Genomic DNA, 17,594 nt, shown 5'->3' with positions numbered 1-17,594 from the left:
TGTTCGGTTAGCGGCTATTCACGCGCTGCTCGAGCAGCTCGCGATTAGACAACGACACCAGTTCGCCATCATCGGTCAGCAGGGTCGTCTTGACCGTGCCGATCTCCTCGATGTGCCCTTCGACCTCGCCAATGCGCACGTGCTGGCCGACCTGATAGAGCTCACGCACATAGATGCCGGCCAGGATCTGTCCGGCAATTTCACGGCTGCCCAGGCCCATCGCCAGGGCAATTGCCAGACCAACGGTAATCAGCCCGATGACGATCACGTGGTTGAGCAGGTCGGTCTTGACCTCCAGCTGGCTGATGGCCACCGAAATACTGATGATGATCACGAGGCCCTGGACGATACGCCCGACGCCAGCGGCGTACTCCAGGCCGATGCCCTCGGCGGCGCCGCGCACAAGGCCGTTGGCCAGTTGCGCCAACAGCACGCCGGCCAGCATCACCAGCGCCGCGCCGAATACCTTGGGCAGGTACAGCGCCAGCATGTCCAGGGTCGCCGAGACCCGCTCCAGGCCCAGCGATTCAGCCGCCGAAACCAGGAAGATCAACAGCACGAACCAATAGACGATCTTGCCGATCAGCGTCGAAATCGGTACCTGGATACCAATCCGGGCGAGCATCTTGGTCAGGCCGGTACCACTCATCAGGCGGTCCAGGCCGAACTTGGCCAGCACCTTCGACAGCAAGGTGTCGAGCAGCTTGGCCACGACGAAACCGAGCAGCACCACGACCAGCGCGCCGAACAGGTTGGGGATGAAGTTCGCCACCTTGGTCCAAAGGGCAGTCATGGCGGTGACCAGGCTCTGGGTCCAGAGATCGAGTTCCATATTCAATCGGCCTTATCTGCAGGGCTGCCTGCGGCAGGGTTGCGGGTAGAGTTGCGGCGCACCGGCGCGACATGCGCCGAGCCATTGTTCACGGCGATCAGCAGCGCCTGGCTCCAGCGGCCAAGCAGGCTGAACAGATCGCCCGCGCCGACCTGGCGGTTGGCGGTCTTGAGCACGCGACCCAGGCACGCGGCGTCGTCACGGTCCTGGCCGGACGGCGACGCCTTGAGCAGGTCGCGCAGGGATTCTTCAAACGGATCGTGCATGGGCACCTCGCGCAATGTCAGTCAAAGACGTGGGTGCCAAGCGATGGGTCACACCTGCCACTGGGACGAATGTTTCAAAATACCTCATTTCAGACCCAGCGCAGCCGACGGAACAACCACCACTGCCCCGCCGCCAGCCCCAGCACCACGGTGCAGGCGAGCGCGAAGCCGTAGGGGTTTTCCGCCCCGGGAATACCGCCGACGTTGATGCCCAGCAATCCGGTGATAAAGCTCATGGGCAGGAAGATGCAGGTGATGATGCCAAACCGGTACATGGTCCGGTTCATCCGCTCGCTGCGGCGCCGATCCTCGCTTTCCAGCACCAGGGCGGCTCGCTCGCGGGCCAGTTCCAGCTCCTCGAGGTAGCGGATCAGGCTGTTGTTCAGCTCGTTCCAGTAATCCCCGTCGGCGTCGGCGAACCAGCTGCATTTATTGCGCGAAAGCTGGGCATAGATATCGCGCTGTGGAGCGAGGAAACGGCGCAGGCCGGCGGCACGACGGCGGATCTGCTGCAGGCTGCCCTGGGCTGGAGAATACCGTTCGTCGGATTCTGCCTTTTCCTCTTCCAGATCGACCGCTTCGGACAGGTCGCTGACGAGCGCCTGGACCTTCTCGGTCAGCAGTTCGCCCATCAGCAACAACAGTTCGGAAGCCGTTTTCGGCCCCCTGCCCTCGTCCAGCTGCTGGAGCACCTCGTCGCTGGCGCGCAGCGGCCGCAAACGCAGCGAGATGACCCGCCGCGCCTCGGCGAAGATACGTACCGAAACCATGTCCTCGGGTTCGGCACCCGGGTTGAGGTTGACCCCGCGCAGGAACAGCAGCATCTGCTCGCCGGCCATCTGCAACAGGCGCGGGCGGGTGTTCTCCTCAAGCAACAGGTCGCAGGCGAACTCGCTCAGACCGCTGTCGTGCAGCAACCAGGTGCGGGTCTGCGGATGGCTGCGGTCCCAGTGCAGCCACAGGCTCTCCTGGGGCAGCAACTGCAGGTCGTCCAGCTCGGTGCGGGCGATCGAACGCGCGCCACCCTTGCCATCGAGCACCAGGGCATGCACCAGGCCCCATTGCGCGTTGTCTTCCTCGAACATCAAAGCTCCATGGGTGTGCGGCGGATCACTCGGGCATCTTCAGCGGGCTTGGCGAGACCAGCACGCCGTTGTTATCGGCGTATACATATTCGCCCGGGCGGAAGGTCACGCCGGCAAAGGTCACCGCGACGTTGAGGTCGCCAATGCCGCGCTTGTCGGTCTTCATCGGGTGGCTGGCCAGGGCCTGGATACCGACATCGGTCTGCGCCAGCACGTCCACGTCACGCACGCAGCCGTAGATCAGCAGGCCTTCCCAGCCATTCTTCGCGGCCTTCTCCGCGAGCATGTCGCCCAGTAGCGCACGGCGCAGCGAACCGCCGCCGTCGACCACCAGGACCTTGCCCTTGCCGTCGAGCTCGACCTGTTCCTTGACCAGGGAGTTGTCTTCGAAGCACTTGATGGTGACGATTTGGCCGCCGAATGAGTCGTGGCCGCCGAAGTTGCTGAACATGGGTTCGAGCACCTGGACCAGGTCCGGGTAGGCGTCGCACAGGTCGGGCGTTACGTAATGCTGCATGGGAAACTCCTGTCAGTCACAACGAAAGCGGGTGTCGGCCAAGGCTACACCTTGGGAGGGCCGGCAGTCATCCGGGACCGAGTAGTCAGTTGAACCGTCGCCGCGCCGGCCGATGTTCAACTGGCAGCCACAGGCTCCATCACCACCGTCGAGGCATGCACCGGCACCAGGGGGTCGCGCAGCCAGCGCTCCACCAACGGCCACACCTGCGTCTGCGCCGCCTTGCTGACCAGCATGTCGACATGCCCGAAGGCCTCGAAGCCCTCCTCCCGACCCAGGCGCAGGAACTGCCTGGCATCACCGCCAAACTGCTCGAACAGCTTGCGGCAGGCCCACACCGGATCCTGGAAGTCGCCGGCCCCGGCCACCGCCAGCAGCGGCACCTCGACTTCGGCCAGCCCCGCCCACCAGTCCTTCTCCTTGTCGCCGAAGCGGCCGAACAAGCCATTCCAGCGCAGGCTCTCCAGGGCCAGGCCGATGGGTTCGTCTTCCGGGCCCCGCTTGAGGCGCGAACCGGAAATCTGCGCAAAGCGCTTGAGCAGCATGCGCGCGCCCCACTCCACCGGTGGCACTTTTAACGGCCAATAAACCCGGCTGACCTGGGTACCAAACAACGCCGCACTGGCCACCAGGCCGGTGTCGAGATAGCCGCTGCCCAGCGCCGCCGCCAGCGTGGTGCCGCCCAGCGAGTGGCCGATCCAGCGCGGAACCTGCCCGGCTTTTTCATGCACGAAGGCGCCGATCACCGGCAGGTCGTAGCGCGCATAGTCGGCCACGCGATTCTGCCGCCAGTCGCGGTTGCGCGGCGACAGGCCGTGGCCGCGCATCTCCGGGATCCACACATCGAAACCGGCGCGTGCCAGGTAGGCGCCCAGGCCGATACCCTTGGGCGAATACCAGAAGCGCCGGTTGGAGAAGCTTCCGTGCAGGAGAATGACCGGCATGCCCTGGACGCGGTCCTGATCGGCCAGGCCCAGGCGGGTGACGGCCAGCTCTACGCTCGCATCCGGGCTGTTGCCGGCCTTGATCCGGTAAACGTCTTCGCTGAGGTCGCCGCGGCGCTCGGCACTGAGCAACGCGACGGGAAATTGGGTGCTGCTGCTTTGCATGGCTTCACAAATTCATTGGACATGAAACGTGGGAGCGGCGGTGCGCCGATGCAACATGCCCACGATGGCGTCAGAGCAGACTACAGAGGTGTCTTCACTGACGCTATCGCGGGGCAAGTCGCATCGGCGCACCGCCGCTCCCACGCACTAACACCAGGGCGCAACAGGCGCCCTGTTACCGCATCAGGCCGCGCCCTGGCCTTCGGCCAGGAAGAACCAGGTCTCAAGCACCGAGTCCGGGTTCAGCGACACGCTTTCGATGCCCTGCTCCATCAACCACTTGGCCAGGTCGGGGTGGTCCGACGGGCCCTGGCCGCAGATGCCGATGTACTTGCCGGCCTTGTTGCACGCGGCGATGGCGTTGGCCAGCAGCTTCTTCACGGCAGGATTTCGCTCATCGAACAGGTGGGCGATGATGCCGGAATCGCGGTCCAGGCCCAGGGTGAGCTGGGTCAGGTCATTGGAGCCGATGGAGAAGCCGTCGAAGTACTCGAGGAACTCTTCGGCCAGGATGGCGTTGGACGGCAGCTCGCACATCATGATCACGCGCAGGCCGTTGTCGCCGCGGGCCAGGCCGTTTTCGGCGAGCAGGTCAACGACCTGGCTGGCCTCGCCCAAGGTGCGCACGAACGGCACCATGATCTCGACGTTGGTCAGGCCCATCTCGTTGCGCACGCGCTTGAGCGCACGGCACTCGAGCTCGAAGCAGTCACGGAACGACTCGCTGATGTAGCGCGACGCACCGCGGAAGCCCAGCATCGGATTTTCTTCTTCCGGCTCGTAGAGCTTGCCGCCGATCAGGTTGGCGTATTCGTTGGACTTGAAGTCCGAAAGGCGCACGATGACCTTTTTCGGGTAGAAGGCCGCCGCCAGGGTGCTGATGCCCTCGACCAGCTTCTCGACATAGAAGCCGACCGGGTCGTTGTAGCCGGCAATGCGCTTGTCGACGCTCTCTTTCAGCTCCGGCGGCAGGCCGGCGTAGTTGAGCAGCGCCTTGGGGTGCACGCCGATCATACGGTTGATGATGAACTCCAGGCGCGCCAGGCCGACACCGGCATTGGGCAACTGGGCGAAGTCGAAGGCGCGGTCCGGGTTGCCGACGTTCATCATGATCTTGAACGGCAGCTCCGGCATGGCGTCGACCGAGTTCTGCTTGATGTCGAAGCCCAGCTCACCTTCGAAGATGAAGCCGGTGTCGCCTTCAGCACAGGAGACGGTGACGCCCTGGCCATCTTTCAGGACCTGGGTGGCGTTACCGCAGCCGACCACCGCCGGGATGCCCAGTTCACGGGCGATGATCGCCGCGTGGCAGGTACGCCCGCCTCGGTTGGTGACGATGGCGCTGGCGCGCTTCATCACCGGCTCCCAGTCAGGGTCGGTCATGTCCGAGACCAGCACATCGCCTGGCTGGACCTTGTCCATCTCGGACACGTCGTTGATCACGCGGACTTTGCCGGCGCCGATGCGCTGGCCGATGGCACGGCCTTCGACCAGCACGGTGCCCTTCTCTTTCAGCAGGTAGCGCTCCATGACATTGGCGCTGGCGCGGCTTTTCACCGTTTCAGGACGGGCCTGGACGATGTACAGCTTGCCGTCGTCACCGTCCTTGGCCCACTCGATGTCCATCGGGCGCTGGTAGTGCTGTTCGATGATCATGGCCTGCTTGGCCAGTTCATTGACTTCGTCGTCGCTCAGGCAGAAGCGCGCACGCTCGGCGCGGTCGACCTCGACGGTCTTGACCGAACGACCGGCCTTGGCTTCGTCGCCATAGACCATCTTGATCGCCTTGCTGCCCAGGTTGCGGCGCAGGATCGCCGGGCGACCGGCCTGCAAGGTGTTCTTGTGCACGTAGAACTCGTCCGGGTTTACCGCACCCTGGACCACGGTTTCACCCAGGCCATAGGCACCGGTGATGAACACCACGTCGCGGAAGCCCGACTCGGTGTCCAGGGTGAACATCACGCCCGCGGTACCGGTCTCGGAGCGGACCATGCGTTGCACGCCAGCGGACAGGGCGACCAACTTGTGGTCGAAGCCCTGGTGCACGCGGTAGGAAATGGCCCGGTCGTTGAACAGCGAGGCGAACACTTCCTTGGCCGCGCGGATCACGTTGTCGACGCCACGGATGTTGAGGAAGGTCTCCTGCTGGCCGGCGAAGGAGGCGTCCGGCAAGTCTTCGGCGGTGGCCGAGGAGCGCACGGCCACGGCCATGTTGTCGTTGCCCTGGGACATTTCGGCGAAGGCGGTTCGGATTTCCGAATCGAGACGCGCCGGGAAATCGGCCTCCATCACCCACTGGCGAATCTGCGCCCCGGTCTTGGCCAGGGCGTTGACATCGTCGACATCCAGCGCGTCGAGCGCCGCATGGATGCGGTCGTTGAGGCCACTTTGCTCGAGAAAATCGCGGTACGCCTGAGCCGTAGTGGCAAAGCCGCCCGGCACCGAGACACCGGCACCTGCGAGGTTACTGATCATCTCGCCCAGGGATGCGTTCTTGCCCCCCACATGCTCCACATCATGGACGCCGAGCTTATCGAGGGAAACTACGTACTCTACCAAGGTGATCTCTCCACTAACTGTATTGGAAAAGCTCAAGGGCGCCCGCCTGCCTGAATGACTGGGCCGGACGCTTGTGGCCTGGACCTGGAAAATAAGTGAGAATGCCGTGCAACCGCGTTCGGCAAACCGAACCTATCATATCCAGAAATCTTCGGCAGCTTAAGGCCCCCAGGTGCAAATGAAACGAACCGCGTTCTTCATCTCCGACGGTACCGGCATCACTGCAGAAACGCTGGGCCAGAGCCTGCTCGCACAATTCGAGAGCATTCCGTTCAATAAATTCACGCGCCCCTACATCGACACGCTGGAAAAGGCCCGGGCCATGGTCCAGCAAATCAACGCCGCGGCCGAGCGCGACGGGGTGCGTCCGATCATTTTCGACACCATCGTCAACCAGGACATCCGTGAGGTCATGGCCACCTCCAATGGCTTCATGATCGACATCTTCTCGACGTTTTTATCCCCGCTCGAGCAGGAATTGACCGCCCATTCGTCGTATTCCGTGGGCAAGTCCCACTCGATCGGCGGCAATTCCAACTACATGGAGCGCATCGAGGCGGTGAACTTCGCCCTGGACAACGACGACGGCGCGCGTACCCACTACTACGACAAGGCCGACCTGATCCTGGTGGGCGTGTCGCGTTGCGGCAAGACCCCGACCTGCCTGTACATGGCCATGCAGTTCGGCATCCGCGCGGCCAACTACCCGCTGACCGAGGACGACATGGAGCGCCTGCAGCTCCCGGCGGTGCTCAAGAAGCACCACAACAAGCTGTTCGGCCTGACCATCGACCCCGACCGCCTGACCGCGATCCGCCACGAACGCAAGCCCAACAGCCGCTACGCAAGCTTCGCCCAGTGCGAGTTCGAGGTGCGCGAAGTGGAGAACCTGTTCCGTCGGGAGAACATCCCCAACATCAATTCCACGCATTTTTCGGTGGAGGAGATTTCGGCGAAGATCCTGGTGGAGAAAGGGGTGGAGCGGCGGTTCAAGTAAGCCCGCCATCGCCCTGTGGAAGCAGAGCCACTTCCTCACGGCCCCGACGACCTACGAATAGCGTTTTCTGCGCCGCCCTGGGGAACCAATCTGCCGTGCGCAGCTCATAGCTGCGGCTGGCGCAGACGGGCGCACAGCTTTAGAATCGCCCGCGAAAAATTCACAAGGAGGTGTTGCATGTCGAGTGTGATGAAAGGTGCCGCTGTCGGTGCCCTGGCAGGCCTGGCCATTCCGGTGGCCGGCCTTTCCGGCTTGGCAACTGCTGGCCTTGGCCTGTCAATGCTGCTGGCGCTGTTCGATGTTGGCCCGGCGAAAATGCCGCATGCTTCGCTCTGGCAACTGCTGACCAGCGGGACCATGCTGGCACTGCTGATCGCAGCAGCGATCTTCGCGGTGTCCTTCAGGTTCCTGGCCAAATTGCAGGTGCAAAGCAAGGCGCTGGTGGCCCGGATCAACGCCAGCGAAGGGCTCGCGCTCGATGCCGGGCACCTGCTCGGTTATCCATCGCCGGGCTTCCTGGTATTCGATCCGCAGAACCGCAAAGTGGCGGTCTGCTCGTTGATCGACGACAGCTACCGCATCCACGATTATTCCTGGGTCATCAGCTGGCAGGTGACCTGGCGCGAGTCGGAAAGCATGGAAATGGGCGGCGGGACTCGCCAGATCAATGCCAACGGCATGAGCGCCCCGACCTTCGAGCGCACGGTACGGCTCAAGGACTTCGCCCTCGAGCTGACCGTGGCCGACCCCAACCAGCCGTTGCTCAAGTTCCCGATGAGCCGCAAGGCCACCCATGTCTGGACTGCCCGCCTGGCGGCCTTCTTCAACTGACCCCTCCGGCACCGCCGACACCCGCACAAAAAAAGCCCCGGCATCGCTGCCGGGGCTTTTTTTCACTTCAGCGCAAGGCTCAGGACGGAATCACCGCCGCCTGACCACTCAGCGCCAGGTCGACCAGCTCACGGTTGGCCACCGCGTACATCGCATAGTCGGTGCCGGTGGCGTTGCGCAGGTCGTCGAGCATGGCGCGCCAGCGCTCGACCATCACCCGGTGCTGCTCGCACCACAGGGCCACGCGGGCGTCCATGTCTTCCGGCGCGTCGGCCATCTGCAGCACGGAGATGGTGATCGCCCGCTGCTGCAGGTCGATGTCGTCGCGGAACGCCTCGCGGGCCAGGGCCTGCCAGTTGTTCTCCACCGGCAGGTTGCTGATCTCCTGCAGGTACCAGGTCAGGTCCAGCGAGCTGCCCACCGCGAAGAACGCCTTGGCCACCTGCGCCGGATCGTGCCCGGTGACATCCGAGGCCTCGATGATCGGCAGCAGGGTGTACAGGTGCGTGGTGCCAGCGACCATGCGCGCCAACAACTCCGGTACCCCGGCGTCGACGAAGCCCTGGTAGCGGTTCATCCAGCGCTCGCGGGTCGGCCCCTCCAGCAGTTCGTCGAGTTTCAGCCCCAACTGGGCGATCTTCGGCCCGAAGTGAGCCACATCACGCCCGGCATCCTGCTCGTTGCGGCGGCTGCGCAGGAACCAGCGGGTGGCCCGACGGCCCAGACGCATCAGTTCGTCCATCAGGGTCAGCTGAATCTCGGCCGGGACTTGGTAGTCCAGGGCCTCGATCTGGCGGAACCAGTGCGGCAGGTGGAAGATGTCGCGCACGATCACGTAGGCGCCCGCCACGTTGGCCGGGCTCATGCCGGTGGACTCCTTCAGGCGCTGCACGAAGGTGATGCCCATGTTGTTGACCAGGTCGTTGGCGATCTGGGTGCTGACGATCTCGCGCTTCAGGCGGTGGCGACGCATGGAGTCGGCGAACTTGCTGACCAGCGACGGCGGGAACGCGGTCTCCATGTCGCGGGTCAGGTAGTCGTCGTCCGGCACCAGCGACTTGAGCAGTTGCTCCTTGAGGTCGATCTTGCTGTACGAGATCAGCACCGACAGCTCTGCGCGGGTCAGGCCCTGCCCGGCCGCCAGGCGTTCGGCCAACTGTTCCTCGCTGGGCAGGAACTCGATGGCGCGGTCCAGCTTGCCACGTGCTTCCAGGTCAGCCATCAGGCGCTTGTACTCGGCGATGCGCTCGCGGGCACGGCGGGCCGCCAGCGACAGCGCTTGCGTCTGCTTGTAGTTGTTGCCCAGCACCAGCCCGGCGACTTCGTCGGTCATGCTGCCCAGCAGCTGGTTGCGCTGCTTCTCGGTCATGTCGCCACCCTGCACCACTTCGTTGAGCAGGATCTTGATGTTGACCTCGTGGTCGGAGCAGTCGACGCCACCGGCGTTGTCGATGAAGTCGGTGTTGGTGGCGCCGCCATTGAGACCGAACTCGACACGGCCGAGCTGGGTCATGCCCAGGTTGCCGCCCTCGCCCACCACCTTGCAGCGCAGCTCGTTGCCGTTGACGCGCAGGGCGTCGTTGGCCTTGTCGCCAACATCGGCGTGGCTTTCCGTACTGGCCTTGACGTAGGTGCCAATACCGCCGTTCCACAGCAAGTCCACCGGCGCCTGCAGCAGTGCATGCAGCAGTTCGGTCGGGGTCAGGCGGTCGGCCTCGATGGCGAAGCGTTCCTTCATCTGCGGGCTGATGGCGATGCTCTTGGCGCTGCGCGGGAAGATCCCGCCGCCTTCGGACATGATGCCGGTGTCGTAGTCGCTCCAGGCCGAACGCGGCAGGTCGAACAGGCGCTTGCGCTCGGCGAAGCTGGTGGCCGGGTCCGGATTCGGGTCGATGAAGATGTGCAGGTGGTTGAACGCCGCCACCAGTTGCAGCTTGTCGGACATCAGCAGGCCGTTGCCGAACACGTCGCCGGCCATGTCGCCGACACCGACCACGGTGATCGGGTCTTCCTGCACGTTGATGCCGCGCTCGCGGAAGTGGCGCTGCACGCCCACCCACGCGCCACGGGCGGTGATACCCATCTTCTTGTGGTCATAGCCGGCCGAGCCGCCCGAGGCGAACGCATCACCCAGCCAGAAGCCGTAGTCGATGGCGATGCCGTTGGCGATGTCGGAGAAGGTCGCGGTGCCCTTGTCCGCCGCCACCACCAGGTACGGATCGTCGTCATCGTGGCGCACCACGTTGGCCGGCGGCACCACGCCACCGTCCTTGAGGTTGTCGGTGATGTCGAGCAGGCCCGAGATGAAGATGCGGTAGCACGCCACGCCTTCGGCGGCGATCTCGTCACGGCTGCCGCCCAGCGGCAGGCGACGCGGCAGGAAGCCGCCCTTGGCGCCGACCGGCACGATCACCGAGTTCTTCACCTGCTGGGCCTTGACCAGGCCGAGCACCTCGGTGCGGAAGTCTTCCTCGCGGTCCGACCAGCGCAGGCCGCCGCGGGCGACGTTGCCGAAGCGCAGGTGCACGCCCTCGACCCGTGGCGAATAGACGAAGATCTCGAACTTCGGCACCGGCTTGGGTAGCTCGGGGATCAGCTTGGGGTTGAACTTGAAGCTGAAGTACGACTTGTTCTGCCCGTTGGCGTCCGGCTGGTAGAAGTTGGTGCGCAGGGTCGCCTTGATCAGGTCCAGGTAGCGACGCAGGATGCGGTCCTCGTTGAGCACCTGCACGTCATCCAGGGCGGTGAGGATGGCCTGTTCCAGGCGCTGCTGCTTGTCGTCGAGGTCTTCGTTGGTGAGCTTGCGCGCCAGGTAGAAGCGGGTCTTGAACAACCGGGTCAGCTCGCGGGCGATATCGGTGTGGTTGTTCAGGGTGCTGGCGATGTAGCCCAGGTCGAAGCCCAGGCGAATCTGCTTGAGGTAACGGGCGTAGGCCCGCAGCAGCGCGACGTCGCGCCACGGCAGGCCGGCGGTCAGCACCAGGCGGTTGAACGCGTCGTTCTCGGCGTCGCCCTTGACGATATGGACGAAGGCGTCCTGGAAGGTGTCGTTGAGCTGCTGGATGTCGAGGTTGAGGCCTTCGCTGTAGGTGAAGGCAAAGTCGTGGATCCAGAACTCGCGGCCGCTGGCGTGGCGCAGGCGGTAAGGGAATTCGCCGAGCACGCGCAGGCCGAGGTTTTCCAGAATCGGCAGCACGTCCGACAGTGCCAGCGGCGTATCGGCGTGGTAGAGCTTGCAGTGCAGCGTGCGCTCACCGAGCTGGGTCAGCGGCTGGTAGAAGCTCATGGCCAGCGGCTTGGCCTCGGACAGGTTCAGCACATGTTGCATGTCGACCACCGCCGAATGCGCGGCGAAGCGCTCGCGGTAGCCGGCCGGGAAGCCTTTCGGGAAGTCGGCGAGGATGTTGGTGCCGTGGGCTTCGCCAAAGTTTTCCACCACCAGCGCCGAGAAGTCGTCCTGCCACGAACGGCAGGCCTGGATCACTTCGTTCTCCAGTTGCTGCGGGTCGATCTCGATGCGGTTCTTCGGGTCGACCCGCAGGATCAACTGCACGCGGGCCAGCACAGACTCGGAGAAGAAGGTCCAGAACTCGCAGTCGGTGGCTTTCAGGCGCTCCATCAGCACCTGCTGGATCTTCTGCCGCACCTCGGTGGAGTAGATCTCGCGCGGTACGTAGGCCAGGCAGTAGCAGAAGCGGCCGTACGGATCCTTGCGCAGGAACACGCGGATCTTGTTGCGTTCCTGGATCTGCACGATCGACATGGCGGTGCTGAACAGCTCGTCCACCGGGGTCTGGAACAGGTCGTCGCGGGGCAGCACTTCGAGGACCTGGGCCAGTTCCTTGCCCAGGTGCGCTTTCGGATCGAAGTGCGAACGGCGCTCGACTTCAGCGACCTTGCCGCGGATGTAGGGGATGGTGTGCACGCTCTCGCCGTACACCGACGAGGTGTACAGGCCCATGAAGCGGCATTCCTTGACGACCTTGCCGTCCTGGTCGATCTGGCGGATCGACACGTAATCCGGGTAGGCCGGACGATGCACGCGGCTCGGCTGCGAGGCTTTGGCGAACGACAGCAGGCGCGGTTCGCGCAGGTAGGCGACGGCGTAGTCCTCGATGCGCAGGTCGTCGGCGCCAAGACCGGCGCGCAGCAGGCGGGCCAGGCCCAGGAACGAAGCGTCGTCGTAGACCAGGTGGCCGCCGTCGGCGTCGGACTCGACGGTGAACTCCTCATAGCCGAGGAAGGTGAAATGGTTGTCCAGCAGCCACGACAGGAAGCTTTTCACCTCAGCCTTGTCGTTCTGCGCGGGGCCGAAGGCGTTCTGCTCCACCAGTTCCAGCAGCTCGCGGATCTTGGCTTTCATCGGCTCGAAGTCGGCGACCACGCCGCGCACCTCGGCCAGCACCTGCTCCAGCTCCATGGTCAGGGTGTTGAGCTCGGCGGTATTGGAGCAGCGGTCGATCTCCAGGTACATCAGCGATTCATGGTTGACGCCCTCGCCCAGGGTGCCCTTGGGCAGCAGCTCGACCAGCTCGCCCTTGGCGCCGCGGCGCACGCTGAGCACGGTGGTCTGCAGGGTGTGGATGCTGTAGCCGCGGCGGTTGAGCTCGGTGCGCACCGAGTCGACCAGGAATGGCAGGTCGTGGTGCAGTACCTCGACCACGGTGTGCGTGGACTGCCAGCCGTGGCGTTCGTAATCGGGGTTGTAGACCCGCACCTGCGGGTGCGCGGCGTCGAAGCGCTCGATGATGCGCCAGGCGGACAGCGTGCAGCCGGCCAGGTCCGACAGCCTGCGCTGAGTGAGTTCGTCCAGAGAGATGATGCCGAAGAACTGTTCAGCGAACAGTGCCACTTGTGGCAGGGACTGTTCGTTGATGTGCTGCGCCAGGGCCGCTTGCAGTTGATGCTGGAAGTCGGCTTTGCTGGCTGCGGTGAAGAACGCCATCTGTGGTACTCCGCTTGGGCTTTGTTATAGGTGAAGCGTCGCGTACATGCGCCTTGTACGGATCAACCATAGCCAACCCGTGGCAAGACAGAAGCGTTGGGTACCTGCAAAAGCGACTGCCAGGTGGCTGTGCCTTTACGGGAACCCATCGACAGGGCAGCTTAACGACTGAACGGTCACTTGGGCTTGCAGCGCTGCGACAATTTCGGTCAATGCGCGGTAACTTTACGTTTATCAGTGTGCGCAAGGCTGTCAGAATTCCTTTTCATTTCCATTGATCCGAGTGCGCCATGCAATTGAAAACCGCCCTGCTCTTCGCCACCCCCTGCGACGACGAGGAAGACAACATGGCGACCCTGTGCTGCCACAGCGACAAGGGCCAGATGTTCCTGCTGACCCGCTACCCGGACGAGGACACCGTCGACCTGACCCTGGACGACGAGCCGTCGACGCTGGACGGGCTGAAGGTGACCTTGAGCGCCACCCGCCTGCTGATCGAGGTGGCGGCCGGGGATCGCGACGCGCTGAAGGGCGACGAGGAACTGGAGATCATCCTGACTACCTCGGGCAGCGACCTGGAGGAAGTCGCGCTGACCTTGCGCAACATCCTCGACGGCACCGGGACCTTCGTGTCCGAGGTCTAGACCGGTCATTCGGGCCTCCTCGCGGGGGCTTGAGTCTTCCGCGATGAAGGCACAACACCATTGACAGCCGAACGTGCGAGCAGGCATTGTCTGACAACCTGACCAATAGGCACCCGCACGTCCATGCTAGAGCTACAGCGCCCCGACACCCTCGTTGAACGCGTCGTCAGCGCCATTCGCGCCGAGATCGATGCCGGCCGCCTGGCCGCCGAGTCGCGCCTGCCCACCGAACAGCAGTTGGCCGAACAGCTCAATGTCAGCCGCTCGGTCGTGCGCGAGGCCGTGGCGCAGCTCAAGGCCGATGGCGTGCTGATCGCTCGCCGCGGGCTCGGTTCGTACATCTCGCAGACCCCCAACGGCACGGTGTTCCGCTTCCCCGGCAGCAACGGGCGCAAGCCGGACCTGGTGCAGATGTTCGAGATGCGCCTGTGGATCGAGACCCAGGCCGCCGCCATCGCCGCTCGCCGCCGCGACGCCGACGACCTGCAGCGCATGGCCGCGGCCCTGGGCACCATGGAAGACCCGCGCAGCGACTTTGCCACCGCCGCGGCCGCTGATGTGGCCTTTCACCGTGCCATCGCCGACGCCGGCAAGAACGACTACTTCGTCGCCTTCCACGATTTCCTCGGTGGCCAGCTGGCCGCCGCGCGCCGCACCGCCTGGGAAAACTCCGCCACCCCGGCCGTGGGCGGTTCGGCCGACGCGCTCCGTGAGCACCGGGCGCTGTACCAGGCCATTGCCGACGGTGATCGGCAGGCGGCCGCCGCCTGCGCCGAGGCCCATCTGCGCGCTTCGGCCAAGCGCCTGAAACTCGATCTTCCCGACCTCGACTGATTCTGGAGACTCCTATCGCAGCCTGGCGAGGTTTTACGCGCACTACTTAGTCTGACAACCTGATAAGCAGATTCACCGACAAGAATTCCAAGGTACCCTGCATGACTTACGACTATTGCATCATCGGCGGCGGCATCGTCGGCCTCGCCACCGCGATGGCCCTGCTCACCCGTCGCCCCGGCGCCTCGCTGCTGATCCTGGAAAAGGAGGCCAGCCTCGGCCGCCACCAGACCGGCCACAATAGCGGCGTGATCCATGCCGGTATCTACTACGCACCCGGCAGCCTCAAGGCCGACCTGTGCAAGCGCGGTGCCCAGGCCACCAAGGACTTCTGCACCGAGCACGGCATCGCCTTCGAGGTCTGCGGCAAGCTGCTGGTGGCTTCCAATGACCTGGAGGTGCAGCGCATGCAGGCGCTGTACGAGCGTTCGCAGCAGAACGGCCTGAAAGTCGAGCGCCTGGACGCCGGCGCCCTGCGTGAGCGGGAGCCGAACATCGTCGGCAAGGGCGCGCTGTTCCTCGATGCCACCGGTATCGTCGACTACCAGCAGGTATGTGACGCCATGGCCAAGGTGATTCGCCAGGCCGGGGGCGAAGTGCGCCTGTCCACCGCCGTGCGCGCCATCCAGGAGCATGCCGATCATGTCGCGGTCAGCACCGACGGCAACACCTGGCGCGCCCGCCAGCTGGTGGCCTGCGCCGGCCTGCAGTCCGACCGCCTGGCGCGCCTGGCCGGGGTGAAGATCGACCACCAGATCATCCCCTTCCGCGGCGAGTACTACCGCTTGCCGGCGAGCAAGAACCAGATCGTCAACCACCTCATCTACCCGATCCCCGATCCGGAACTGCCGTTCCTTGGCGTGCACCTGACGCGGATGATCGACGGCAGCGTCACCGTCGGCCCCAACGCAGTGCTCGGCTTTGGCCGGGAAAACTACCGCAAGTTCTCGGTGAACTGGCGCGACGTCGCCGAGTACGCAGGCTTCCCCGGCTTCTGGAAAACCATCTGGAACAACCTCGGTTCCGGCACCGCCGAGATGAAGAACTCACTGTTCAAGCGTGGCTACCTGGAGCAGTGCCGCAAGTACTGCCCATCCCTCGAAGTCGAGGATCTGCTGCCCTATGAGGCCGGCATCCGCGCCCAGGCGGTGATGCGCGACGGCACCCTGGTGCACGACTTCCTGTTCGCCGAGACGCCGCGCATGGTGCACGTGTGCAACGCACCGTCGCCGGCCGCCACCTCGGCCATCCCCATCGGCCAGATGATCGCCGAAAAGATCCTCGAGGCCCGCTGAAGCACCTGCTGCATCCACAACTACAAAGACAACAAGGAAACCTCAGATGTCGGTATACGAGACGGCCCCGGCCGCGCCGGAAACCCCCGAACAGCAACGCAAGCGCCTGCGCAAGGTGGCGGCGGCGACCATCTTCGGCTCGATGCTGGAGTGGTATGACTTCTACCTCTACGCGACCATGGCGGCGATCGTCTTCTCGAAGATCTTCTTCGACCCGAGCAACCCGGCGGTGGCCTCGCTGCTGGCGTTTTCCACATTCGCCATCGGCTTCATCGCCCGCCCGTTCGGCGGCGTGCTGTTCGGCTACCTGGGCGACCGTTTCGGGCGCAAGCATGTGCTGGTGATCACTTTCTGCATGATGGGCCTGTGCACCATGCTGATCGGCCTGATCCCCGGCTACGCGACCATTGGCATCTGGGCGCCGATCCTGCTGGTGATCATCCGCATCATCCAGGGCCTGGGCGCCGGTGCCGAGTTGTCCGGCGCGGCAGTCACCTCCTACGAACACGCCAGTGAAGGCAAGCGCGGCAGCCAGGGGGCCTGGCCGGCACTGGGGCTGAACCTGGGCTTGCTGCTATCGTCGCTGACCGTGTACCTGCTGACCATGAACGGCAACGAATTCCTGCTGGCCGGCGGCTGGCGCATCCCGTTCATCGCTAGTATCGCGCTGGTCGCGGTGGGCCTGTGGGTGCGCAAGAGCATCCCCGAGACTCCGGACTTCAAGGAGCTGGACAAGGCCGACGACAAACCGCAGGTGTCGCCGCTGAAGCTGCTGTTCAGGAACGACCTCAAGGGCCTGGCCGTGGTGTTCTTCGTGGCGGTGGGCTACAACGCCCTGAGCTACATCTTCAAGACCTTCTCGCTGGCCTACCTGACCCAGTTCAAGGGCGTCGAGGCGCATGTCACCTCGCTGTCGGTGACCCTGGCCAGCCTGGTGGCGATCTTCGCCGTGCCGTTCTTCGGCTGGCTGTGCGACAAGTGGAGCAGCAAGACCGTGCTGATGCTCGGTGGCGTGCTGTCGGCGCTGTTTGCCTTCCCGTTCCTGCAACTGCTGTCGACTGGCGAGCCGATGATGATCTACTTGGCCATCGCCGTGGGCACCGGGATCCTGGCGCCGATGATGTTCGCCCCGCAGGGGTCGTTCCTCAGCCGGCAATTCCCCACGCAGACGCGCTCGTCCGGGTTCGGCACCGGGCGAGAGGTCGGTACCGCGGTGGCCGGTGGCCTGGCGCCGTTGGGTGGGCTGGCGCTGGTGGCAGGTTCCGCGACTCATTCCACCGATGGCGTGGCGATGATATTGGCGGTGGCCGGGGTGCTGGTGGTGGTGTTTGCGTTCTTTGACCAAGGGTGGCGGCATTCGAAGGCGAAGAACTAAACAAAGCCACGATCCGATCCGATCTTGATCTTGATCTTGATCTTGATCTTGATCTTGATCTTGATCTTGATCTTGATCTTGATCTTGATCTTGATCTTGATCTTGATCTTGATCTTGATCGCAAGATTAACTGCGTAGTCCCTAGCGACAGCTGCGTCAGTTCAGGCGCCGCCCGTAACTTCGCGACTTCAGGAGGCCGAACGGAGGTCGTGCGGAGGGAGGTGACGGGCATGGATGCCCGTCAAGCGCTGCGCCCCAGGATGGGGCGTTCAGCGCGGTCCTCCCGGGAGCAAGGCCGGAGTGAG

At 64.2% G+C, this 17,594-nt stretch carries 13 protein-coding genes and 1 pseudogene; 7 read left to right on the top strand and 7 right to left on the bottom strand.

All coding sequences use genetic code 11. The features are described 5' to 3' along the window. Positions 1-7 precede the first annotated feature (7 nt). From ACVWY1_RS24150 to ppsA, 6 genes are all read right to left on the bottom strand, one after another. A complete protein-coding gene (locus ACVWY1_RS24150) occupies positions 8-832 on the bottom strand; it encodes a mechanosensitive ion channel family protein (RefSeq protein ID WP_023632140.1) in 825 nt (274 codons plus the stop codon). Positions 833-834: 2 nt separating this feature from the next. Beyond that, complete coding sequence (locus ACVWY1_RS24145; protein ID WP_038706516.1) at positions 835-1,098, bottom strand: hypothetical protein; 264 nt, start codon at positions 1,096-1,098, stop codon at positions 835-837. A gap of 89 nt (positions 1,099-1,187) precedes the next feature. Next, positions 1,188-2,183, bottom strand: coding sequence for a zinc transporter ZntB (locus tag ACVWY1_RS24140; protein ID WP_277505115.1), 996 nt, complete (start codon positions 2,181-2,183; stop codon positions 1,188-1,190). 25 nt (positions 2,184-2,208) lie between these two features. Then, on the bottom strand, positions 2,209-2,700 hold the full coding sequence (rraA, locus tag ACVWY1_RS24135; protein WP_023630330.1) for a ribonuclease E activity regulator RraA: 492 nt from the start codon (positions 2,698-2,700) through the stop codon (positions 2,209-2,211). A gap of 116 nt (positions 2,701-2,816) precedes the next feature. After that, positions 2,817-3,809 (bottom strand): alpha/beta fold hydrolase, encoded by a 993-nt coding sequence (locus tag ACVWY1_RS24130; protein WP_277505119.1) that lies wholly within the window; start codon positions 3,807-3,809, stop codon positions 2,817-2,819. Positions 3,810-3,992: 183 nt separating this feature from the next. Further along, complete coding sequence (gene ppsA / locus ACVWY1_RS24125) at positions 3,993-6,368, bottom strand: phosphoenolpyruvate synthase (protein WP_102682729.1); 2,376 nt, start codon at positions 6,366-6,368, stop codon at positions 3,993-3,995. Positions 6,369-6,546: 178 nt separating this feature from the next. On the opposite strand from ppsA, the gene ppsR reads away from it, so the two are divergent. Both ppsR and ACVWY1_RS24115 read left to right on the top strand, forming a co-directional pair. Continuing rightward, positions 6,547-7,365 (top strand): posphoenolpyruvate synthetase regulatory kinase/phosphorylase PpsR, encoded by an 819-nt coding sequence (gene ppsR, locus ACVWY1_RS24120; protein ID WP_046854746.1) that lies wholly within the window; start codon positions 6,547-6,549, stop codon positions 7,363-7,365. A gap of 177 nt (positions 7,366-7,542) precedes the next feature. Then, positions 7,543-8,196: a hypothetical protein gene (locus ACVWY1_RS24115; RefSeq protein ID WP_277505121.1), complete on the top strand. Its 654-nt coding sequence runs from the start codon at positions 7,543-7,545 to the stop codon at positions 8,194-8,196. 79 nt (positions 8,197-8,275) lie between these two features. Here ACVWY1_RS24115 and ACVWY1_RS24110 read toward each other — a convergent pair whose 3' ends face one another. Then, entirely contained in the window at positions 8,276-13,141 is a 4,866-nt protein-coding gene (locus tag ACVWY1_RS24110) for an NAD-glutamate dehydrogenase (protein WP_277505123.1), read from the bottom strand. 290 nt (positions 13,142-13,431) lie between these two features. Between ACVWY1_RS24110 and ACVWY1_RS24105 the strand changes: the two genes are divergently transcribed. The 5 genes and pseudogenes from ACVWY1_RS24105 to ACVWY1_RS24085 form a co-directional block, all read left to right on the top strand. Then, positions 13,432-13,785, top strand: coding sequence for a hypothetical protein (locus ACVWY1_RS24105; protein ID WP_046854744.1), 354 nt, complete (start codon positions 13,432-13,434; stop codon positions 13,783-13,785). A gap of 123 nt (positions 13,786-13,908) precedes the next feature. After that, positions 13,909-14,619 (top strand): FadR/GntR family transcriptional regulator, encoded by a 711-nt coding sequence (locus ACVWY1_RS24100; protein WP_110704525.1) that lies wholly within the window; start codon positions 13,909-13,911, stop codon positions 14,617-14,619. A gap of 101 nt (positions 14,620-14,720) precedes the next feature. Beyond that, positions 14,721-15,914 carry an L-2-hydroxyglutarate oxidase gene (gene lhgO / locus ACVWY1_RS24095; RefSeq protein ID WP_457378849.1) on the top strand — a complete coding sequence of 398 codons (1,194 nt, stop codon included), beginning with the start codon at positions 14,721-14,723 and terminating at the stop codon, positions 15,912-15,914. A gap of 46 nt (positions 15,915-15,960) precedes the next feature. After that, on the top strand, positions 15,961-17,289 hold the full coding sequence (locus ACVWY1_RS24090) for an MFS transporter (RefSeq protein WP_046854741.1): 1,329 nt from the start codon (positions 15,961-15,963) through the stop codon (positions 17,287-17,289). Beyond that, positions 17,262-17,594: pseudogene (locus ACVWY1_RS24085) on the top strand (hypothetical protein); the annotation flags it as partial. The gene ACVWY1_RS24090 and the pseudogene ACVWY1_RS24085, both read left to right, overlap by 28 nt.

The organism is Pseudomonas sp. TE6288 (genome assembly GCF_054062095.1).
The sequence above is the reverse complement of the archived record's forward strand: the minus strand, read 5'-3'. Positions and strand labels throughout refer to the sequence as shown.